At 61.7% G+C, this 19907-nt stretch carries 19 protein-coding genes; 9 read left to right on the top strand and 10 right to left on the bottom strand.

Features of this window, described 5'->3' with window-relative positions; all coding sequences use genetic code 11:
• The first annotated feature begins 60 nt into the window (after nucleotides 1–60).
• From C4J84_RS06245 to C4J84_RS06230, 4 genes are all read left to right on the top strand, one after another.
• Nucleotides 61–2652: a glycosyltransferase gene (locus C4J84_RS06245; protein ID WP_124361598.1), complete on the top strand. Its 2592-nt coding sequence runs from the start codon at nucleotides 61–63 to the stop codon at nucleotides 2650–2652.
• 223 nt (nucleotides 2653–2875) lie between these two features.
• Entirely contained in the window at nucleotides 2876–4027 is a 1152-nt protein-coding gene (dapE, locus tag C4J84_RS06240; protein WP_124369870.1) for a succinyl-diaminopimelate desuccinylase, read from the top strand.
• A complete protein-coding gene (locus C4J84_RS06235; protein ID WP_124369869.1) occupies nucleotides 4027–4836 on the top strand; it encodes a putative RNA methyltransferase in 810 nt (269 codons plus the stop codon). The genes dapE and C4J84_RS06235 overlap by 1 nt, the downstream gene beginning before the upstream one ends.
• 54 nt (nucleotides 4837–4890) lie before the next feature.
• Nucleotides 4891–5268, top strand: coding sequence for a hypothetical protein (locus C4J84_RS06230; protein ID WP_065932867.1), 378 nt, complete (start codon nucleotides 4891–4893; stop codon nucleotides 5266–5268).
• 136 nt (nucleotides 5269–5404) lie between these two features.
• On the opposite strand, the gene C4J84_RS06225 is transcribed toward C4J84_RS06230, so the two are convergent.
• Nucleotides 5405–5614 carry a cold-shock protein gene (locus tag C4J84_RS06225; protein ID WP_124366102.1) on the bottom strand — a complete coding sequence of 70 codons (210 nt, stop codon included), beginning with the start codon at nucleotides 5612–5614 and terminating at the stop codon, nucleotides 5405–5407.
• A gap of 179 nt (nucleotides 5615–5793) precedes the next feature.
• Here C4J84_RS06225 and plsB point away from each other — a divergent pair, with 179 nt between their 5' ends.
• The 3 genes from plsB to C4J84_RS06210 are packed head-to-tail and all read left to right on the top strand — an operon-like array spanning nucleotide 5794 to nucleotide 9464.
• Nucleotides 5794–8304: a glycerol-3-phosphate 1-O-acyltransferase PlsB gene (gene plsB, locus C4J84_RS06220; RefSeq protein WP_124369868.1), complete on the top strand. Its 2511-nt coding sequence runs from the start codon at nucleotides 5794–5796 to the stop codon at nucleotides 8302–8304.
• 46 nt (nucleotides 8305–8350) lie between these two features.
• Nucleotides 8351–8752, top strand: a complete 402-nt coding sequence (locus C4J84_RS06215) for a YbaY family lipoprotein (RefSeq protein WP_124369867.1) — start codon at nucleotides 8351–8353, stop codon at nucleotides 8750–8752.
• A 22-nt stretch (nucleotides 8753–8774) separates the two neighbouring features.
• On the top strand, nucleotides 8775–9464 hold the full coding sequence (locus C4J84_RS06210; RefSeq protein WP_124361593.1) for a DUF4197 domain-containing protein: 690 nt from the start codon (nucleotides 8775–8777) through the stop codon (nucleotides 9462–9464).
• Between the two features lie 61 nt (nucleotides 9465–9525).
• Here C4J84_RS06210 and C4J84_RS06205 read toward each other — a convergent pair whose 3' ends face one another.
• From C4J84_RS06205 to C4J84_RS06195, 3 genes are all read right to left on the bottom strand, one after another.
• Nucleotides 9526–9750: a hypothetical protein gene (locus tag C4J84_RS06205; RefSeq protein WP_124369866.1), complete on the bottom strand. Its 225-nt coding sequence runs from the start codon at nucleotides 9748–9750 to the stop codon at nucleotides 9526–9528.
• Between the two features lie 128 nt (nucleotides 9751–9878).
• Nucleotides 9879–12938, bottom strand: a complete 3060-nt coding sequence (locus tag C4J84_RS06200; protein ID WP_124369865.1) for an efflux RND transporter permease subunit — start codon at nucleotides 12936–12938, stop codon at nucleotides 9879–9881.
• A gap of 6 nt (nucleotides 12939–12944) precedes the next feature.
• On the bottom strand, nucleotides 12945–14045 hold the full coding sequence (locus tag C4J84_RS06195; protein WP_124369864.1) for an efflux RND transporter periplasmic adaptor subunit: 1101 nt from the start codon (nucleotides 14043–14045) through the stop codon (nucleotides 12945–12947).
• A gap of 93 nt (nucleotides 14046–14138) precedes the next feature.
• Here C4J84_RS06195 and C4J84_RS06190 point away from each other — a divergent pair, with 93 nt between their 5' ends.
• Nucleotides 14139–14792, top strand: coding sequence for a TetR/AcrR family transcriptional regulator (locus C4J84_RS06190; protein WP_124369863.1), 654 nt, complete (start codon nucleotides 14139–14141; stop codon nucleotides 14790–14792).
• Nucleotides 14793–14830: 38 nt separating this feature from the next.
• Here the strand turns inward: C4J84_RS06190 and C4J84_RS06185 are convergent, their stop codons facing one another.
• On the bottom strand, nucleotides 14831–15613 hold the full coding sequence (locus tag C4J84_RS06185; RefSeq protein ID WP_124369862.1) for a class I SAM-dependent methyltransferase: 783 nt from the start codon (nucleotides 15611–15613) through the stop codon (nucleotides 14831–14833).
• A 96-nt stretch (nucleotides 15614–15709) separates the two neighbouring features.
• Between C4J84_RS06185 and C4J84_RS06180 the strand changes: the two genes are divergently transcribed.
• A complete protein-coding gene (locus C4J84_RS06180) occupies nucleotides 15710–16330 on the top strand; it encodes an energy transducer TonB (protein WP_124369861.1) in 621 nt (206 codons plus the stop codon).
• A 3-nt stretch (nucleotides 16331–16333) separates the two neighbouring features.
• Here C4J84_RS06180 and C4J84_RS06175 read toward each other — a convergent pair whose 3' ends face one another.
• The 5 genes from C4J84_RS06175 to tsaB form a co-directional block, all read right to left on the bottom strand.
• The gene (locus C4J84_RS06175; protein ID WP_124369860.1) at nucleotides 16334–17014 is read right to left on the bottom strand and encodes an extensin family protein; all 681 of its coding nucleotides are present in this window, start codon (nucleotides 17012–17014) and stop codon (nucleotides 16334–16336) included.
• Between the two features lie 21 nt (nucleotides 17015–17035).
• Entirely contained in the window at nucleotides 17036–17863 is an 828-nt protein-coding gene (locus C4J84_RS06170; RefSeq protein WP_124435065.1) for an oxaloacetate decarboxylase, read from the bottom strand.
• A gap of 26 nt (nucleotides 17864–17889) precedes the next feature.
• A complete protein-coding gene (locus C4J84_RS06165; RefSeq protein WP_124435064.1) occupies nucleotides 17890–18750 on the bottom strand; it encodes a DUF72 domain-containing protein in 861 nt (286 codons plus the stop codon).
• A complete protein-coding gene (locus tag C4J84_RS06160; protein ID WP_124435063.1) occupies nucleotides 18750–19040 on the bottom strand; it encodes a hypothetical protein in 291 nt (96 codons plus the stop codon). The genes C4J84_RS06165 and C4J84_RS06160 overlap by 1 nt, the downstream gene beginning before the upstream one ends.
• A gap of 160 nt (nucleotides 19041–19200) precedes the next feature.
• Entirely contained in the window at nucleotides 19201–19887 is a 687-nt protein-coding gene (gene tsaB / locus C4J84_RS06155; protein ID WP_124369857.1) for a tRNA (adenosine(37)-N6)-threonylcarbamoyltransferase complex dimerization subunit type 1 TsaB, read from the bottom strand.
• Nucleotides 19888–19907 lie beyond the last annotated feature (20 nt).

Below are 19907 nucleotides of genomic sequence, written 5' to 3'. Positions count from 1 at the left end.
GCCGTTCGGTGCAGGCCGACACCTCTTTTCGTTCCACACCCTTTGGAACCCGAAATAACCATGGCATCGCGTAAATTTGGACTCAACCTGGTGATCGTGCTGGCAATCGCCGCGCTGTTCACTGGCTTCTGGGCGCTGATCAACCGCCCGGTCACCGCTCCCAACTGGCCCGAACAGATCTCCGGGTTCTCTTACTCGCCGTTCCAGCAAGGCCAGTATCCTCAGAAAAACCAGTACCCGTCTGACGACCAGATGCGCCAGGACCTGGCGATCATGAGCAAGCTGACGGACAACATCCGTACCTACTCGGTCGACGGCACCCTGGGCGATATTCCCAAGCTGGCCGAAGAGTTCGGTCTGCGGGTGACACTGGGGATCTGGATCAGCCCGGACCTTGAGCGCAACGAACGCGAAATCCAGCGCGCCATCGAAATCGCCAACAGCTCGCGCAGCGTCGTGCGCGTGGTGGTCGGTAACGAAGCGTTGTTCCGTGAAGAAATCACCCCGCAGGACCTGATCGTGCTGCTGGACCGTGTGCGTGCAGCGGTCAAGGTTCCGGTGACGACTTCCGAGCAGTGGCACATTTGGGAAAAAAACCCGGAACTGGCCAAGCACGTCGACCTGATCGCCGCGCACATCCTGCCGTTTTGGGAATTTATCCCGATGGACAAGGCCGGCCAGTACGTACTCGACCGTGCACGGGACCTGAAGAAACTGTTCCCGAAAAAGCCGCTGCTGCTGTCGGAAATTGGCTGGCCGAGTAACGGACGCATGCGCGGCGGTAATGAAGCCTCACCTGCCGACCAGGCGGTTTACCTGCGCACGCTGGTGAACAAACTCAATCGCCAGGGCTACAACTACTTCGTGATCGAGGCGTTCGATCAGCCTTGGAAAGTCAGCGACGAAGGCTCGGCGGGCGCTTATTGGGGCGTATTCAACGCCGCGCGTCAGCAGAAATTCAACTTTGAAGGCCCGGTGGTCGCAATCCCGCAGTGGCGCGTGCTGGCCATCGGTTCGGTGGTGCTGGCGCTGCTGTCCCTGACCCTGCTGATGATCGACGGCTCGGCCCTGCGCCAGCGCGGTCGTACCTTCCTGACGTTTATCGCGTTCCTGTGCGGTTCGGTGCTGGTGTGGATCGGCTACGACTACAGCCAGCAATACAGCACCTGGTTCAGCGTGACCGTGGGCATTCTCCTGGCCCTCGGTGCCCTGGGTGTGTTTATCGTGCTGCTGACCGAAGCCCACGAACTGGCGGAAGCGGTGTGGACCCACAAACGCCGGCGTGAATTCCTGCCGGTCGAAGGGGAATCGGACTACCGTCCGAAAGTGTCGATCCATGTGCCGTGCTACAACGAGCCGCCGGAGATGGTCAAACAGACCCTCGACGCCCTGGCCGCACTCGACTACCCGGACTACGAAGTCCTGATCATCGACAACAACACCAAGGACCCGGCGGTATGGGAACCGGTGCGCGACTACTGCGAAACCCTGGGCCCGCGCTTCAAGTTCTTCCATGTCGCGCCCCTGGCCGGTTTCAAGGGTGGCGCGCTGAACTACCTGATCCCGCACACCGCCAAGGACGCCGAAGTGATCGCGGTGATCGACTCGGACTATTGCGTGTCGCCCAACTGGCTCAAGCACATGGTGCCGCACTTCGCCGACCCGAAAATCGCCGTAGTGCAGTCGCCCCAGGATTACCGCGACCAGAACGAAAGCACCTTCAAGAAGCTCTGCTACGCGGAATACAAAGGCTTCTTCCATATCGGCATGGTCACCCGCAACGACCGCGACGCGATCATCCAGCACGGCACCATGACCATGACCCGTCGCTCGGTGCTCGAAGAACTCGGCTGGGCCGACTGGTGCATCTGTGAAGACGCCGAACTGGGCCTGCGCGTGTTCGAAAAAGGCCTGTCGGCGGCGTATTACCACGACAGCTACGGCAAGGGCCTGATGCCCGACACCTTTATCGACTTCAAGAAACAGCGTTTCCGCTGGGCCTACGGTGCGATTCAGATCATCAAGCGCCACACCGCCAGCCTGCTGCGCGGCAAAGGCACCGAGCTGACCCGTGGCCAGCGCTATCACTTCCTCGCGGGCTGGCTGCCGTGGGTGGCCGATGGCATGAACATCTTCTTCACCGTGGGCGCGCTGCTGTGGTCGGCGGCGATGATCATCGTGCCGACCCGCGTCGATCCGCCGTTGCTGATTTTCGCGATCCCGCCGTTGGCGTTGTTCGTGTTCAAGGTGGGCAAGATCATCTTCCTCTACCGCCGTGCGGTCGGGGTGAACCTCAAGGATGCCTTCTGCGCGGCCCTGGCCGGCCTGGCGTTGTCGCACACCATCGCCAAAGCGGTGCTGTACGGCTTCTTCACCACCAGCATTCCGTTCTTTCGTACACCGAAAAACGCGGATAACCACGGCTTCTGGGTGGCGATTTCCGAAGCCCGCGAAGAAATGTTCATCATGCTGCTGTTGTGGGGCGCCGCCTTGGGGATTTACCTGGTGCAAGGCCTGCCGAGCAATGACATGCGCTTCTGGGTGGTGATGTTGCTGGTGCAGTCGCTGCCGTACTTGGCGGCGCTGATCATGGCGTTTTTGTCGTCGCTGCCGAAACCGGCGCCGAAGGCAGAGCCTGTCACCGCCGTGTAAAAACTTGCGCAATGCACTAAACGGCGGCCTCTGGCCGCCGTTTTGCTATAAGATAACGGCCGTTTTACACGCCTTGCACACATCACTGTAGGAGCGAGCTTGCTCGCGAAAATCGTTAACGATGAAGCGGGCACCCTGAATGCACGCGGAGCCCTTGCGTTTTTCGCGAGCAAGCTCGCTCCTACAATTAGAACGTCGCTGTCTCGATTTCCGGAGTTCTCCCATGACGGCCCATGCCGACCTTTCGCCGACCCTTCAACTCGCCATCGACCTGATCCGTCGCCCGTCGGTCACGCCGGTCGATGCCGATTGCCAGAAGCTGATGATGCAGCGCCTGGGCGACGCCGGTTTTGCGCTCGAGCCGATGCGCATCTTCGAGGTGGATAACTTCTGGGCCACCCATGGCAAACGCGAAGGCCCGGTGCTGTGCTTTGCCGGCCACACCGACGTGGTGCCGACCGGCCCGGTGCAGGCCTGGCAGAACGACCCGTTCGACGCGCTGATCGACGAACACGGCATGCTCTGCGGCCGTGGCGCGGCGGATATGAAAGGCAGCCTGGCGGCGATGCTGGTGGCGGCGGAGCGTTTCGTCGCCGACTACCCGGACCACAAAGGCTCGGTTGCCTTCCTGATTACCAGCGATGAAGAAGGCCCGGCGCACCATGGCACCAAGGCCGTGGTCGAGCGCCTGGCCGCACGCAATGAGCGCCTTGACTGGTGCATCGTCGGCGAGCCATCGAGCACGACACTGGTGGGCGATGTGGTCAAGAACGGCCGTCGTGGCTCCCTCGGCGCCACCCTGACCGTGCGCGGTGTACAGGGCCACGTGGCGTATCCGCACCTGGCGAAGAACCCGATCCATCTGGCCGCACCGGCATTGGCCGAACTCGCCGCCGAGCATTGGGATGACGGCAACACCTTCTTCCCACCGACCAGTTTCCAGATCTCCAACCTTAATTCCGGCACCGGCGCCACCAACGTCATTCCCGGCGACCTGACAGCGGTGTTCAACTTCCGTTTCTCCACCGAATCCACCGTGGAAGGGTTGCAGCAGCGGGTCGCAGCGATCCTGGATAAACACGGCCTGGACTGGCATGTGGACTGGGCGCTGTCGGGTCTGCCGTTCCTCACCGAGCCGGGCGCATTGCTCGACGCGGTATCGGCCAGCATCAAGGCGATCACCGGGCGTGAAACCAAGGCATCCACCAGTGGCGGTACCTCCGATGGCCGTTTCATTGCGACCCTGGGTACCCAGGTGGTCGAATTGGGCCCGGTGAATGCGACGATCCATCAGGTCAACGAGCGCGTCCTCGCCAGCGACCTCAATGTGTTGACCGAAATTTACTACCAGACCCTGATCAAGTTGCTCGCCTGATGCTTGCCTGCCCCCTTTGCAGCGCCCCGCTCACTGCGGTGGACAACGGTGTGGCGTGCCCCGCCGGGCACCGTTTCGACCGCGCGCGCCAGGGTTACCTGAACCTGTTGCCGGTGCAGCACAAGAACAGCCGCGACCCGGGCGATAACCTGGCGATGGTCGAGGCGCGCCGCGACTTCCTCAATGCCGGGCACTACGCCCCTGTGGCCAAGCGACTGGCGGAGCTGGCCGCCGAACGCGCGCCACAACGCTGGGTGGACATCGGCTGTGGCGAGGGCTACTACACCGCGCAAATCGCCGATGCCCTGCCCGACGCCGACGGCTACGCCCTGGATATTTCCAAGGAAGCGGTCAAGCGCGCGTGCAAGCGCAACCCGGCGCTGACCTGGTTGATCGCCAGCATGGCCCGCGTCCCATTGGCCGACGCCAGTTGCCAGTTTCTCGCCAGCGTGTTCAGCCCGCTGGACTGGCAGGAAGCCAAGCGCCTGCTCAGCCCTGGCGGCGGTTTGATGAAGGTTGGCCCCACCCGCGGCCACCTGATGGAGCTGCGCGAACGCTTGTACGACGAAGTGCGCGAATACACCGACGACAAACACCTGGCACTGGTGCCGGATGGCATGGGCCTGGCGCACAGTGAAACCCTTGAGTTCACACTGTGCCTGGCCGAGCCCGGGGACCGCGCCAACCTGCTGGCCATGACGCCTCACGGCTGGCGTGCGAGCGCCGAGCGCCGCAGCGAGGTGATCGAAGCCGCCGAGCCGCTGCAGGTGACCGTGTCGATGCGCTACGATTATTTCGTGCTTCAATAACCGACTTTTCAGCACCCGCGAATGGATTTTCGAATCCCGCAACGAGGAACATCCATGCGCCAACCCGATATTGAGATTTACCTGAAGGACGCCGACGTCGACTACAAGGCCATCGCCGCCTGGCTGGGCGCCGCTTTGGGCCCCTGCACCGACTGGGTCCAGAAGGGCCAGACCTACAAGTGCAAAGCCGGCAACGTGCCGGTGACCTGGCTGCCAAAAGCCGTCGGCAAATGGAACAGCCTGTACCTGGAAAGCGACCAGACGCCGTGGGACGACGACATCGCCTGCGCCCGCGCCGCGTTTGCCGCATTGAATGTTGAAGTGCGCTGCGCGCCAGGGACTTGGGTCGAGGAAGAGGGTGAGGAAAGCGCCGACCGCTGGATGCGCATCAGTGCCGATGGTGAAGAAGAAATCACCTGGAAAACCGCCTGATTCCGAGTTGCAAACCCAATCAAAAAAATGTGGGAGGGGGCTTGCTCCCGATAGCGGTGGATCAGTCGATTTATTCAGCGACTGACACTCAGCAATCGGGAGCAAGCCCCCTCCCACATGGGTTGCAGCGGTGGACTTACAGGCCCACCACATCCTCCGCCTGCAAGCCCTTATCGCCTGTCACCACGGCGTATTCCACCTGTTGGCCCTCGGCCAGCGAGCGGTGGCCGTCACCGCGAATAGCGCGGTAGTGCACGAACACATCCTTGCCGTCTTCACGCTGGATAAAGCCATAGCCCTTGGCGTCGTTGAACCACTTCACACTGCCGGTTTCGCGCGTTGTCATCTGTTCACTCCCACTGGTTTTTATTATTGAGTCGCTGGCGTTGAACTGCCGAGTATAAGACACGTTCAAAAACCATCAACCCAACTTTACATCGCCGCTTTTTTGCCGATTTTCGATGAATACGGCACACTACCCGCCCGAGCGCCTGCTCGGTTTTTTCCACTTGAAGCAGTTCGCCTATGACCCGCTCCCCGTTCCGTCGTCTGGTGTTTGGCACCTTGCGTCGACTGCTGTACCTCTGGGTTCGCTCGGAGACGATCAACCAGTCGTCCCTCACCCTTAACCTGGACCGCAGCCGGCCGGTGTTCTACGTCCTGCAATCGCCCTCCCTGACCGAATTGGCCGTGGTCGATACCGAGTGCACCAAGGCCGGCCTGCCGCGCCCGGTGCTGCCGGTTTCGGTAGGCCCGTTGATGGAACCCGCAGCGTTCTTTTACCTCACGCCGGACCCGGATTGGCTCGGCCGCCAGGACAAGCGCGGCACACCGCCCACCCTGACGCGCCTGGTCAACACCCTGACAGAACATGCCGAAGAGAATGCACAAATCATTCCGGTCAGCGTGTTCTGGGGCCAATCCCCCGAAAGTGAGTCCAGCCCCTGGAAACTGTTGTTCGCCGACAGCTGGGCGGTCACCGGGCGCTTGCGCCGGTTGTTGAGCATTCTGATCCTGGGTCGCAAGACCCGGGTGCAATTCTCCGCGCCCATCAACCTGCGTGAATTGATCGAGCACAATAAAGGGCACGAACGCACCGTGCGCATGGCCCAACGCATCCTGCGCGTGCACTTTCGTAACCTGAAGACCGCCGTGATCGGCCCCGACCTGTCCCACCGTCGCAACCTGGTGAAGGGCCTGGTCAATATGCCGCTGGTGCGCCAGGCCATTGCCGATGAAGCCGAGCGCGAGAAAATCTCGCCGGAAAAAGCCAAGGCCCTGGCCCTGCGCTATGGCAATGAAATCGCCTCGGACTACACCTACACGGCGATCCGCTTCCTGGAAGTGGTGCTGAGCTGGTTCTGGAACAAAATCTACGACGGCATCAAGGTCAATAACATCGAGGGTGTGCAACAGGTTGCCCAAGGCTACGAAGTGATCTACGTGCCTTGCCACCGCAGCCATATCGACTACCTGCTGCTGTCCTACCTGCTGTTCAAGAATGGCCTGACCCCGCCGCACATTGCCGCCGGCATTAACCTGAACATGCCCGTGATCGGCAGCCTGCTGCGCCGTGGCGGTGCGTTTTTCATGCGTCGCACCTTCAAGGGCAACCCGCTGTACACCTCGGTATTCAACGAATACCTGCACACCCTGTTCACCAAGGGTTTCCCGGTGGAGTACTTCGTCGAAGGCGGCCGTTCGCGCACCGGGCGCATGCTGCAGCCGAAAACCGGGATGCTGGCGATCACCTTGCGCAGTTTCCTGCGCTCTTCGCGCATGCCCATCGTGTTCGTGCCGGTGTATATCGGCTACGAACGGGTGCTGGAAGGCCGTACCTACCTGGGCGAGCTGCGCGGTGCGAGCAAGAAGAAAGAGTCGATTTTCGATATTTTCAAAGTGGCAGGCGCGCTCAAGCAGCGCTTCGGCCAGGTCGCGGTCAACTTCGGCGAGCCGATCAAGCTGGCGGAGTTTCTCGACCACGAGCAACCGGATTGGCGCTCCCAGGAACTGGGCCCGAACTACAAGCCGGCCTGGCTGAATGAAACCACCCACCGCCTCGGCGAGCAGGTGGCCCGCCATCTGAACGAAGCCGCTGCGGTGAACCCGGTGAACCTGGTGGCATTGGCGCTGCTGTCTACCACTCGCCTGGCGCTGGATGAGCAGGCCATGGCCCGCCAGTTGGACCTGTACCTGGCGCTGCTGCGCCGCGTGCCCTATTCACCGCATACCACCCTGCCGGAAGGCGACGGCCTGGCGCTGATCAAGCACGTCAAGGACATGAAGCTGCTGTCGGAACAGAGCGATGCCCTGGGCAAAATCGTCTATCTGGATGAGCAGAACGCCGTCCTGATGACCTATTACCGCAACAACGTGCTGCACATCTTCGCCCTGCCCGCGCTGCTGGCGAGCTTCTTCCAGAGCAGTTCGCGGATGAGCCGCGAACAGATCCTGCGCTACACCCATGCGCTCTATCCGTACCTGCAGTCGGAGCTGTTCATCCGCTGGTCTCTGGAGGAGCTGGATGCGGTGGTCGACCAATGGCTGGATGCGTTCGTCGAACAGGGCCTGCTGCGCTTCGAAAACAACGTGTACCTGCGCCCGGCGCCGAGTTCGCGGCATTTCGTGCTGCTGACGCTACTGTCCAAGAGCATCGCCCAGACCCTGCAACGCTTCTACATGGCGATCTCGCTGCTGCTCAACAGCGGCCAGAACAGCATCAGCGCCGAGGAGCTGGAAGACCTGTGCACGATCATGGCCCAGCGGCTGTCGATCCTGCATGGCCTCAATGCTCCGGAGTTCTTCGACAAGAGCCTTTTCCGACATTTCATCCAGACCTTGCTGGAGCAAGATGTGCTGCGCCGCGATGAAGCCGGCAAGCTGAGCTATCACGACCTGCTCGGCGAGCTGGCCGAAGGCGCGGCCAAACGTGTACTGCCGGCGGACATTCGCTTGTCGATCCGCCAAGTGGCGTTGCATCGCGTCGATGGCGCGGCCGAGCAGCCGGTGGAACCGGCGCAATCCCCACAAGATTGAACAAGGCGCCGGGCGGTTTCCGGCGCCGTTGATAAGGAGCTGCACCATGAAGAAGATCATCCTCCTGGGCCTCACGGCCCTGCTCGGAGCCTGCCAATCCATGTCTCCCACCCCCAAGGCCAGCCTCGACGGCGAAGTGTTCTACCTGCAACGCATCGCGCTGCCGCCCACCGCCACCTTGAGCGTCAGCCTGCAAGACGTGTCGCTGATGGACGCCCCGGCCGTGGTGCTCGCCGAACAGAAAGGCCCGATCAAAGGCCAGGTGCCGCTGCCGTTTCACTTAAATTATGACCCGGCGCAGGTCAAGCCGGGCCATAGCTACTCGGTCAGCGCTCGCATCGAGGTGGATGGCAAGCTACTGTTCATCACCACTGAACGGCACGCCGTACAGCTCAACGGCCAGGATCAACAGCCACTGCGCGTGCGCGTCGATGCTGCAGCCCACTGAATTCAACCACAAGGAAGCGCCCATGCTCCGTAACCCTCTTCGCCTCACGGCCCTGCTCACCGGCCTGCTGCTGGGAACCAGCGCCATGGCCCTGGACCTTGGCAGCCTGTCCCAGGGCGACGCCAGCGGCGGCCTCAAGGACGCCTTGACCCAAGGCGCACAGATCGCCGTGAAACAACTGGGCACGCCCGGTGGTTTCAGCAATAACCCCGACGTGAAGATCGGCTTGCCGGGCAAGCTGGGCAAGGTCGCTGACAAGTTGAAGATGTTCGGCATGGGCGATCAGGTCACCCAGCTCGAAACCAGCATGAACAAAGCGGCGGAAACCGCCGTTACCCAGGCTCAGCCGATTCTGGTCAATGCCGTGAAAAACATGAGTGTGACCGATGCCAAAGGCATCCTCAGTGGCGGCCAGGACTCAGCTACCCAGTACCTGAACAAGAGCAGTCGCGACCAAATCCGCGCCAAGTTCCTGCCCATCGTCAAGGCTGCCACCGACAAGGTCGGCGTGGCCCAGCAGTACAACGCACTCGCCGGCAAGGCCGCCGCGTTTGGCGCGGTGGACGCCAAAAGCGCCAATGTTGAAAACTACGTGACCGAACAGGCGCTGGACGGCTTGTTCAAGATGATCGCGCAGCAGGAAGAAACGATTCGCAAGAATCCGGCAGCTGCCGCCACCAGCCTTGCCAAGAAAGTATTCGGCGCCCTGTAGACAGTGTATGCACCCGAGCAGGCGGGGAAGATCACCTGCTCGGGAGCCGCTCACTGCACCGTCAAAACAGCTTGCCGGCCAGCCCGCCAAAGATCACCGCACCCAGCGGCATCACGCCTACGCCGAACTTGATCGAGCCACCACCACCGCCACCGATCTCGCAGGCGGGTTGGGGTTTGCACTTGTCATTACAGTCATTTGCAGGTGGCTTGGGTTTTGCGCAGTTACCGCCGCCGAAGCTGCTGCTGACAGAAACGCTCAACGATTTGCCGATGAAAAATCCCATTGGACACTCCTTGAATCATCAGATTTGAGATCCGGCCCGACGGCGTGAAATCCGTCGGACTGAATACCTGTAATCAGGTAGTCCATGAGTGGCGAAACCTTAAGAAACGTTCCTTGCGAAGATTCCAATCATTGCCGCTTGACCCTGAACCACGCGGCGTAAAGCGCCGGTAGAAACAGCAGCGTCAACGCCGTCGCCACAATCAACCCGCCCATGATTGCCACCGCCATCGGCCCGAAGAACACACTACGCGACAGTGGAATCATCGCCAGTACCGCAGCAAGTGCGGTCAGCACGATCGGCCGGAAGCGTCGGACCGTGGCTTCAATGATCGCCTGCCAGGGCGCCAGTCCTGCCTTGATGTCCTGTTCGATCTGGTCGACCAATATCACCGAGTTGCGCATGATCATCCCCGACAGGGCGATGGTGCCGAGCATCGCCACGAAACCAAACGGTTGACGAAACACCAGCAGGAACAGGGTGACGCCGATCAGGCCCAAGGGCGCAGTCAGAAACACCATCGCGGTGCGTGAGAAGCTGCGCAGTTGCAGCATCAGCAAGGTCAGCACCACCACGATAAACAACGGCACGCCGGCCTTCACCGAGTTCTGTCCGCGCGCAGAGTCTTCCACGGTGCCACCGACCTCCAGCAAATAGCCGTCAGGCAACTCGGCACGCACGCCTTCAAGGGTCGGCAGGATCTGCTGGACCAGCGTCGCCGGTTGTTCCTTGCCATAGATATCGGCGCGCACGGTCACCGTAGGCAAACGGTTACGGTGCCAGATGATGCCTTCCTCAAAGCCATACTCAAGGGTTGCAATCTGGGCCAAGGCCACACTTTTACCGTTGTCGGTGGGTACGGCCAGGCTGGGCAGCAGCGACAACTCAGTGCGTTCGTGAACGGTGCCGCGCAGGAGGATTTCGATCAACTCGTTATCCTCCCGGTACTGGCTGACGGTGCTGCCGGTCAGGGAGCTTTGCAGGAATTTCGACAGATTGGCGGTGCTCACGCCCAGTGCTCGGGCGCGGTCCTGGTCGATATTCAGGTAGACGATTTTGCTCGGCTCTTCCCAGTCCAGATGCACATTGACCACGTGGGTGTTCTCGCGCACCTTGGTCGCCACCTTGCGCGCCAGGGCGCGGACTTCTTCGATGTGCTCGCCGGTCACGCGAAACTGCACGGGGTAGCCCACCGGCGGGCCATTCTCCAGGCGAGTGACGCGTGAACGCAGTTCGGGAAACTGTTCATTCAGGGTTTCGATCAGCCAGGTGCGCAGGCTTTCGCGCTCTTCGATGGTGTTGGCCAGCACCACAAATTGCGCGAAGCTGGCCGCCGGCAGTTGCTGGTCGAGTGGCAGGTAGAAGCGCGGTGAACCGGTGCCCACGTAGGCCACGTAATTGCCGATGCCAGCGTGTTCCTTGAGCAAGGTTTCGAGGCGTTTGACCTGCTCGGCAGTGTTGCTCAGGGAGGCACCTTCGGCCAGTTTCAGGTCGACCATCAGTTCCAGGCGACCGGAGGCCGGGAAGAACTGTTGCGGCACGAAACGGAACAATGCAACCGAGCCGATAAACAACAGCAGCGTCAGGACGATCACCGTCTTGCGCCGACGTACGCACCACTCCACCAATCGTCTTACGCGCTGGTAGAACGGCGTGCCGTAAGGGTCAGGACCGTTGGTGCCGTGTTTGGCCGCATGAATCTTCGCCAGGTCCGGCAGGAGCTTTTCGCCCAGATATGGTACGAACACCACGGCGGCAACCCAGGACGCCAGCAAAGCGATGGTCACCACCTGAAAGATCGAGCGGGTGTATTCGCCAGTACTCGATTGCGCGGTAGCAATCGGCAGGAAGCCCGCCGCCGTGATCAAGGTACCGGTGAGCATCGGGAACGCGGTGCTGGTCCAGGCGAAACTCGCGGCCTTGAGCCGGTCGTAGCCCTGCTCCATTTTGATCGCCATCATTTCCACAGCGATGATTGCGTCATCCACCAGCAAACCCAAGGCCAATACCAGGGCGCCCAGGGAGATTTTGTGCAGGCCGATGCCGAGGTAGTACATGGCGGCGAAAGTCATCGCCAGTACCAACGGAATCGCCAACGCCACCACCATGCCGGTGCGCACGCCCAAGGAAAAGAAGCTCACCAGCAACACAATGGCCAGTGCTTCAGCCAGCACCTGGACGAATTCGCCGACACTGGTTTTCACCGCTGCCGGTTGATCGGAGACCTTGCGCAACTCCATGCCCGCCGGAAGATTCTTCTGCAATCGTGCGAATTCACGCTCCAGGGCCTTGCCCAGCACCAGAATGTCGCCGCCGTCACGCATGGCCACGGCCAGGCCGATGGCGTCGGCGCCCATGTAGCGCATGCGCGGTGCCGGTGGGTCATTGAAACCACGGTGAATATCGGCCACATCGCCGATGCGGAAGGTTCGCTCGCCCACCCGAATCGGAAAGTTGCGGATCTCTTCCACGCTCTTGAAGTTACCCGACACCCGCAACTGCACCCGTTCGGTCGGGGTTTCAAAGAAGCCTGCGGTGGAGACCGCGTTCTGCTCCTGCAGCGCCTGCTGCACAGCGGCCATTGGCAGGCCGAGGGTAGCGAGCTTGAGATTGGACAGCTCGATCCAGACCTTTTCGTCCTGCAGGCCAAGCAGCTCAACCTTGCCCACGTCCGGCACCCGTTGCAGCTGAATCTGGATGCGGTCGGCGTAGTCCTTGAGCACGGCGTAGTCGAAACCGTCGCCGGTCAAGGCGTAGATATTGCCGAACGTGGTGCCGAACTCATCGTTGAAAAACGGCCCCTGAATATCCGGCGGCAAGGTCTGGCGGATATCGCTGATCTTCTTGCGCACCTGGTACCACAGCTCGGGAATCTGCGCCGAGTGCATGGAATCACGAGCGATGAAGGTGACTTGGGATTCGCCGGGCCGCGAGAACGAGACAATGCGTTCGTACTCGCCAGTTTCCATCAGTTTTTTCTCGATGCGCTCGGTGACCTGGCGTGAAACTTCCTGGGCCGTGGCCCCAGGCCAGTTGGTCTTGATCACCATGGCCTTGAAGGTGAAGGGAGGGTCTTCGCTTTGCCCCAGCTTGGTGTAGGACAAAGTGCCGACCACCGCCAGCAGGATCATCAGGAACAGTACGATCTGGCGATTACGCAACGCCCACTCGGAAAGATTGAAACCCATCGGGGACTACTCCTTGGCCGCCAGATTCACCACACGGTTGGCGCGATCCACCGGGCGCACTTGCTGCCCCTCATGGAGCACATGCACACCCGCCGCAATCACCCAGTCGGTGGGCGCCAGGCCTTCGAGTACCGGCACGGTCTTCTCGCCAAACGCGCCGATGCGCACGGGTGTGCGCTTGAGGGTGTTGTCCGGCTGCACACGCCAGACGTACGACGCGCCGTTCTCCGCACTCAGGGCAGACAGCGGCACCGACAGTGGAATCACACCGTCGACCTGTATGAATACGCGGGCGCTCTGGCCGAGTTCCGCCGGGACTTTACCGCCCGTGAACGCCACCCGCGCAGCGAAGGTGCGCGACTTCGGGTCGGCGGCGGGCGACAGCTCGCGAATGCGCCCGGCAAACCGTTGATCCGGCTGGCTCCACAGCTCAACCGACACCGGCTGGCCGATCTTGAAACGGCCGAAGCCTTGCTCAGGCAGGCTGATCAACACTTCACGCTCGCCATCGGTGGCCAGGGTGAACACGGTTTGGCCAGCGGAAACGACCTGGCCGACTTCAACCGCGCGCCTGGCGACGACACCGTCCTGGGGCGCACGCAGCACCGCATAGCCGGCCTGGTTGCTGGACACGTCGAATTCAGCGCTGATCTGCTTGAGACGTGCCTCACCGGCTCGATAAAGATTTTCAGAATTGTCGTACTGGGACCGGCTAACCATCTGACGCTCCATCAGGGTCTTGTAGCGGTCACGCTCGGCGCGCACCAGGCTCAGGTTGGCTTGGGCAGCCGCCACTTGGGCACGGGAGGCTTCCAGTTGCAGGCGCACATCCTGGGGGTCGAGCTCTGCCAGGGGCTGGTTGGCCTTGACCCGCTCGCCCTCTTCCACCAGGCGCTTGCTGACTTTGCCACCGATGCGAAAGGCCAGATCCGGTTCATAGCGGGCGCGCACTTCACCTGGATAGCTGTCCATCGCCTGCGCCGAAGGCTGGGGTTGCACCACCATGGCCGGGCGAAGGATGGTTTGGACCGCGTCTTCGTGGCCGCAGGCGGCTAACAGGAAGACCAAGCTGACAGGCAACGCAAGGGGCAGGAAAGTGCTGCGCATGCTGTAGGACCTTTCGCAAATGAAGCTAGGAATAATTATACTGGCCGGTATGTTATTAATACCAAACTCACCAGTCCAGTATTAAAGGTGAAAATGTCCGACAATCCTATAAACACCAATAGCCCCGGGCGCCCCAAGGACATGGCAAAACGCCAGGCAATCCTCGACGCCGCCAAAGTTCTGTTTTTGGGCAATGGCTATGCCAGTACCAGCATGGACGCTGTGGCCCTTGAAGCGGGGGTGTCGAAACTGACCGTCTACAGCCACTTCACCGACAAAGAAACCTTGTTCACTGCCGCTGTCGTCGCCAAGTGCGAGGAACAATTGCCGGTGATGTATTTCGAACTGCCCGAAGCGATGCCGGTGCAAACGGTGCTGCTGAATATCGCGCGCGGGTTTCATCGGCTGATCAACAGCGAGGAGTCGGTGAACCTGCATCGCCTGATGATGACGACCGGCAATCAGGACGTGAAACTCTCGCAGATCTTCTTCGAAGCAGGGCCCATGCGCATGTTGCAGGGCATGGAGCGTCTGCTCAGTCGAATCGACGAGAGTGGCGCCCTGAGCATCGACAAACCCTTCAAGGCGGCCGAGCACTTCTTTTGCCTGCTCAAAGGCACGGCGAACTTCCGTCTGCTGTATGGCTGTGGCGGGCAATTGAGCGAGGCGGACGCCGAGGCGCATGTGCAGGAGGTGGTGGGGTTGTTTATGCGGGCATATGGGCGAGGGGCAGCGGCAAGTGGTTAGCTGCAAGCGCCAAGTTCAGCGCGCTTGCAGCTTAAAGCTCAGGGCTTGAGTGCTTTTTTAGGATAAATATCGTACCGACTGGATTTACCCTCCAGCGCATGGCTCGGCTTGGGCCCCTCAATGCACGGTGCCTTGCGCGGGCGCTTGACCACCACACGGTGGCTGGCCAGGGCCAACGCCGCTGCGAGCAAGGCCGGTGCGTCAGGGTCATCGCCGACCAGTGGCCGAAACAGACGCATTTCCTTCTTCACCAGGGCGGTTTTCTCACGATGCGGGAACATCGGGTCAAGGTAGATCACCTGCGGCGGCTCGCCTGCCCAATTGAGCATCACCTCGATGGAGTTGCCCTTGAGCAGCTGCATCCGCGCCACGATCGGCGCCACTTCAAAATCCTCTGCAGCGCGTGCCAGGCCATCTTCAAGCAAGGCGCCGATCAACGGCTGGCGCTCGACCAGGCTCATCTCGCAGCCCAGGCTGGCCAGCACGAAGGCATCCTTGCCCAGGCCCGCCGTGGCGTCGAGCACGCGCGGGCGAACGCCTTGGGCGATGCCCACGGCCTTGGCGATCATCTGCCCGCTGCCGCCGCCGTACAGCCGCCGGTGCGCTGCGCCGCCTTCGATAAAGTCGACCCGCACCGGCCCTGGCGCGTCAGGCCCGAGCTGTTGCAACTGCAGGCCTTGTTCCCCGACTTGCAGGGAAAAATCCGCATCATCGAGTTGCACAGGCAAGCCAAGCAGCGCCGCCCACTGCTCGGCGCGGGCCTGGAATCCTTCGGCCAAAGCCTCGACCCGAATGCGGCTGGCCGCTGGTTGTTCGCTCATCAATCGCTACGCTCAAAAATATTAAGGATCGGCAAACACCGGCCGATAAAAACAACAGTCAGGTATTTTGCCAGAGCTGAGCGTCGACCGAAAAAAATGTCAGACATTCTTCCCCTAACTATCGGTGTACTGCCGACCCACAACCACTACGGCCTGCGCAATACTCAAGCGCTGGCCGGGGTGAGCCATGTGTGGCAGGACTTCTTCGCCCGCGCCCTGGCCGAGCAGCTCGGTGCCACGCCGGGCGCGCTGGCCGCCACGGCGACTGCACCGAAAGACCCGGCGGTGGAACCCAGCGAAGGCGCCGACCTGCTCGCGCAGATCCTCACCCAGCGCGAGTGCGACGTAAAAGACACCGTGATCGCCCCGCCTGAGCCGCTGTTCCTGCCGATTGCCGAACTCGAGACCGAGTTGCTGCCACCCGCAGCGCCGCCATTTCCTGATGAAGACATCATCGCCCAGCAACGCCAACAGAATTTCGAAAGCGGCTGGGTACGCCCGATTGTGCTGAATGCGGGTCAACCCGTCGCTGAGCCGGGCCCGGCGCCGCAACCCCGCCCGCTGCACTTGCCGATTGCCGAGTTCGAGCTGGACTTGTTGCCACCAGCCGCGACGCCGTTCACCGAACAGGATCTGGCAGAACAACAGAAGGCCCTGGATTTTGACTACCACTGGGCACGCCCGCTGATCGCCAACAACCTGCGCCTGGCCGCCTGACGCTTAGCGACACATCCACCAGCGGCCCATATCCAGATGGAAGTGGTTACGGTGCGCGGCGTTATAGTCGGGGCTCAACACCCCATTGAAAGCGTGACACGCGCCGTCACGCACCTGACGTAAAAATCGCGCGTCAGCGCCCTGCCCCGGCCAGTCCTTGAGCACACTGATACGGCGCCCATCAGCCAGGCGAAACCCGGCGATATCCAATGCATTGGCCGACGCGTGCTGGCTGAGTCGGCCTTCGGCGCGGTTGTAGACATTGCGACAGGCAAAACTGCCCAGGTGATCGACCCGCGTCACCGCTTGGCCGTATATCGCCTGAGCCGCCGGTTGCAGGCTGTGGCGCTCGAACAGGGCAAACGCTACCGCCAGTGGGCAACTGGCCAGGAAGCTGCTGCTCAAGCCAACCTCTGCGCCCTGTACCCTCAACGTGCTGCGCAGGGGGCAAGCGGCGTCGGCGCGCGAGTCGGCCTGATGGCTCACCCGCAACCCCGAGGTTGTCAGCACCTGGTCGCACAGCGCGGGATCATCCTGCAGCCGCCCCAGTTTGTAGCGCGTCAACAGGTTCGGACTGACGCGCACATCCAGCGGCGCCCATGGGTTCCATTCATGGGGCAACGGCACCCAGCCGCGCCATACGCCCACGGCCAGCGCGCCGCCGAGCACCAGCAACGCGCCCATCCACCTGATCGACCGCACCGCTTAGCCTTTGAAGAATCGATTGGCCTGGTCGAACGGCATCTTGCGCTCGGTAAAGGTAAAGGTGCCCAATCCGTAGATTTCCTGCGCCGCCCGATAAAACTCGCCATAGGCCGCCAGGGCCAGGGCCGAGCCCACGCTGATGCGCCGCACGCCCAGTTCGTTCAACTGCGCGACGCTGAGGTTCAGGCCACCGGACATCAATACATTCACCGGCTTGGGCGCGACGGCCTTGACCACCGCCAACACCTCTTCGGCACTGCGCAGGCCCGGCGCATACAGCACATCGGCGCCCGCTTCGGCGTAGGCTTGCAGGCGGCGAATGGTGTCGGGCAAGTCCGGGCGACCGTGCAGAAAGTTTTCTGCACGAGCCGTCAGCGTGAAGGGAAACCCCAGGCTGCGGGCAGCGGCAACGGCAGCCTCGATGCGCTCGACGGCGAGGTCGAAGGGGTAGATCGGATCGACGGCAACCCCGGTGGCATCTTCGATGGAGCCACCGACGATACCGGTGGCGGCGGCGCGCAGGATGGTCTGGGCACAGCCTTCGGGGGTGTCGCTGAAGCCGTTTTCCAAGTCAGCGGCGACTGGCAGCGAAGTCGCCCGAACAATGGCTCCGGCATTGCCCAGGGTGTCTTCCAGCGACAGCGCGCCTTCCGCATCCGGCCGTCCCAGGCTGAACGCAAAGCCCGCGCTGGTGGTGGCCAACGCTTCGAAGCCCAGGCTGGCAAGCATGATGGCGGAGCCGGCGTCCCACGGATTGGGCATGACAAAGGCACGGTCGCGCTCGTGCAAGGCTTTGAAGGTTTCGGCGCGAAGGGTTTGGGCATCCATGACTGACTCCTGGCGGGAAAGAAGCCCTAGAGTAACCCCAGTTGCTCCGCGACGGGTTCTCGATGCAAGGTCGGCAGCGGCGCGAGCCCTGGCAAGCGTGCCATCAACTGGTCGTGGAAACGCAAGGCCAATTGCGCGGCGAGGCGGTTGTCCGAGGTGTGCAGGAACATATAGGGGGTGCGCCCCTCTTCGATCCAGCTGGCGATCTTTTCGACCCAGGGCACCAGGAACGGGTCGTTGGCTTCAAGCTCGGGATGCCCGATAAAGCGCACTTGGGGAAACAGAGTCAGCGCCGCCGGGCGCGGAGGCACCCTGGGCTTTTTCGATTGGGCATGCAGGACGGCCGCCGAGGTGGAGGTGCAACTGAACAGCGCGCGCGGATCGAGACAGACGCGTTCGACACCGCGATCGCGCAGCAGGCGGTTCAGCCTGCGCTCGGCCTCGCCTTTGGCGAAGAACTCTTCGTGGCGAACTTCAACGGCCAGCGGGCGATCGATGCCATCGAGGAATCCGGCCAGCTCACCGAGGCGCTGCGGGGTGAAAGCCTTTGACAGTTGCAGCCACAGCGGCGAAACGCGCTCGCCCAAGGGGCTCATCAAGCCGACGAAGCTTTCCGCCGCCGGCAACTGCTCGCGCAAGTCACCGGCATGGCTGATATCACCCGGGAATTTGGCGGTGAAGCGAAAGTGCTCGGGCATGATCTCGGCCCAGCGCTGCACCGTGGCGACCGAGGGGCGCGCGTAAAACGTGGTGTTGCCTTCAACCGCGTTGAAGACTTGGGAATAGAGTGCAAGGTAATCATTGGAGCGTGCATCGGCGGGATACAGATATTCTCGCCAGGCGTTCTCACTCCAGGACGGGCAGCCGATGTAGTAAGGCAGACGCATCAGATGTGGATATCGAGACCCAGCACTTCCATATCCCATTCGACAAAGCCAGCGGTGGTCAGGTAGCTGGTCAGGGCAGTGGCAACGCTTTTGCTCATGGAGCGGGGGAAGACCATGTCTTGCTGACGGGCGGGAAGACCGCTGATGCGGGCTTGGGTGCTGGGCTGCGCGTCGGAGTGGACTTCAATGAAGTCTGGCGAGTCCTCGACGGAGTCGTCCACAGTAACGTTAGCCTTACGCGGCTTACGTTTGATTGGGTACGACTGTGAGGAAAAGCCATCAATACGCATAGGCGCGAACTCGCTATCAGTAATGGCATTTTAGTGGCGCGATCCGTAGCGCGCAAATGCTCTGGTGATAACTAGAACACATAATTGGAAAAAGGTTTGAAACCCTGCGCAAATTCTGACGATTGGCGCTATTTGCCGCAGATTTACCGCAATTCTGGCGTCAAATAATCCCTCGCTCTGCCTTGGTCTGTGCGACTTTATCGCGCAGGTAGACCGGCGCCGCCAGATCCGCCGCAATCGCCTCGCCGCGCTCGAAAGCAAAGCGTGCAAGGGTCAGCAGGTCTTCGGCATGGGGCAGCATCGCAGCGTCCTGATTCGCCAGCTGCACTCCCATACGCTCGCCATAGCCCCAGCCAGTCCCGGCACCGAACCAGTCGCCGCTGGCATCATCGGGCAGTACCGATGACTCCGGCGCTTGCACGGCTTCCACGCCAACCAGGCGCATTTCACCGGCACTCTCGCGGTAGCAGCCCCAATAGACTTCGTCCATGCGCGCATCAATCGCCGCCGCCACTTGCGTGGCGCCATGCTCACGCAGCGCACGTTGGGCCAGTACCGCGAGGTTGGAGACCGGCAATACCGGACGCTCCAACGCAAACGCCAGGCCCTGCACCACGCCAATGGCAATCCGCACGCCGGTAAACGCGCCGGGGCCACGGCCGAACGCGATGGCATCCACGGCGGCCAGGCTGGTTCCGGCGTCTTCCAGCAATTGCTTGATCATGGGCAGCAGCTTCTGCGCGTGCAGCCGCGGGATCACCTCGTAGTGGCTCGTTACCTTGCCGTCGTGCAGCAAGGCCACGGAGCAAGCTTCAGTCGCGGTGTCCAGGGCCAGCAGGGTGCTCATGGGTGTGGGTGTCCAAGTCG

It is taken from the genome of Pseudomonas sp. R11-23-07 (assembly GCF_003852295.1).
Lineage (GTDB): Bacteria > Pseudomonadota > Gammaproteobacteria > Pseudomonadales > Pseudomonadaceae > Aquipseudomonas.
Note: the sequence above shows the minus strand (reverse complement) of the source record. Positions and strands in the feature narration are given on the sequence as shown.

Coding starts and splice junctions, on each gene's coding strand:
- C4J84_RS06245 (WP_124361598.1), top strand. CDS start 61: ATGGCATCGCGTAAATTTGGACTCAACCTGGTGATCGTGCTGGCAATC.
- dapE (WP_124369870.1), top strand. CDS start 2,876: ATGACGGCCCATGCCGACCTTTCGCCGACCCTTCAACTCGCCATCGAC.
- C4J84_RS06235 (WP_124369869.1), top strand. CDS start 4,027: ATGCTTGCCTGCCCCCTTTGCAGCGCCCCGCTCACTGCGGTGGACAAC.
- C4J84_RS06230 (WP_065932867.1), top strand. CDS start 4,891: ATGCGCCAACCCGATATTGAGATTTACCTGAAGGACGCCGACGTCGAC.
- C4J84_RS06225 (WP_124366102.1), bottom strand. CDS start 5,614: ATGACAACGCGCGAAACCGGCAGTGTGAAGTGGTTCAACGACGCCAAG.
- plsB (WP_124369868.1), top strand. CDS start 5,794: ATGACCCGCTCCCCGTTCCGTCGTCTGGTGTTTGGCACCTTGCGTCGA.
- C4J84_RS06215 (WP_124369867.1), top strand. CDS start 8,351: ATGAAGAAGATCATCCTCCTGGGCCTCACGGCCCTGCTCGGAGCCTGC.
- C4J84_RS06210 (WP_124361593.1), top strand. CDS start 8,775: ATGCTCCGTAACCCTCTTCGCCTCACGGCCCTGCTCACCGGCCTGCTG.
- C4J84_RS06205 (WP_124369866.1), bottom strand. CDS start 9,750: ATGGGATTTTTCATCGGCAAATCGTTGAGCGTTTCTGTCAGCAGCAGC.
- C4J84_RS06200 (WP_124369865.1), bottom strand. CDS start 12,938: ATGGGTTTCAATCTTTCCGAGTGGGCGTTGCGTAATCGCCAGATCGTA.
- C4J84_RS06195 (WP_124369864.1), bottom strand. CDS start 14,045: ATGCGCAGCACTTTCCTGCCCCTTGCGTTGCCTGTCAGCTTGGTCTTC.
- C4J84_RS06190 (WP_124369863.1), top strand. CDS start 14,139: ATGTCCGACAATCCTATAAACACCAATAGCCCCGGGCGCCCCAAGGAC.
- C4J84_RS06185 (WP_124369862.1), bottom strand. CDS start 15,613: ATGAGCGAACAACCAGCGGCCAGCCGCATTCGGGTCGAGGCTTTGGCC.
- C4J84_RS06180 (WP_124369861.1), top strand. CDS start 15,710: ATGTCAGACATTCTTCCCCTAACTATCGGTGTACTGCCGACCCACAAC.
- C4J84_RS06175 (WP_124369860.1), bottom strand. CDS start 17,014: ATGGGCGCGTTGCTGGTGCTCGGCGGCGCGCTGGCCGTGGGCGTATGG.
- C4J84_RS06170 (WP_124435065.1), bottom strand. CDS start 17,863: ATGGATGCCCAAACCCTTCGCGCCGAAACCTTCAAAGCCTTGCACGAG.
- C4J84_RS06165 (WP_124435064.1), bottom strand. CDS start 18,750: ATGCGTCTGCCTTACTACATCGGCTGCCCGTCCTGGAGTGAGAACGCC.
- C4J84_RS06160 (WP_124435063.1), bottom strand. CDS start 19,040: ATGCGTATTGATGGCTTTTCCTCACAGTCGTACCCAATCAAACGTAAG.
- tsaB (WP_124369857.1), bottom strand. CDS start 19,887: ATGAGCACCCTGCTGGCCCTGGACACCGCGACTGAAGCTTGCTCCGTG.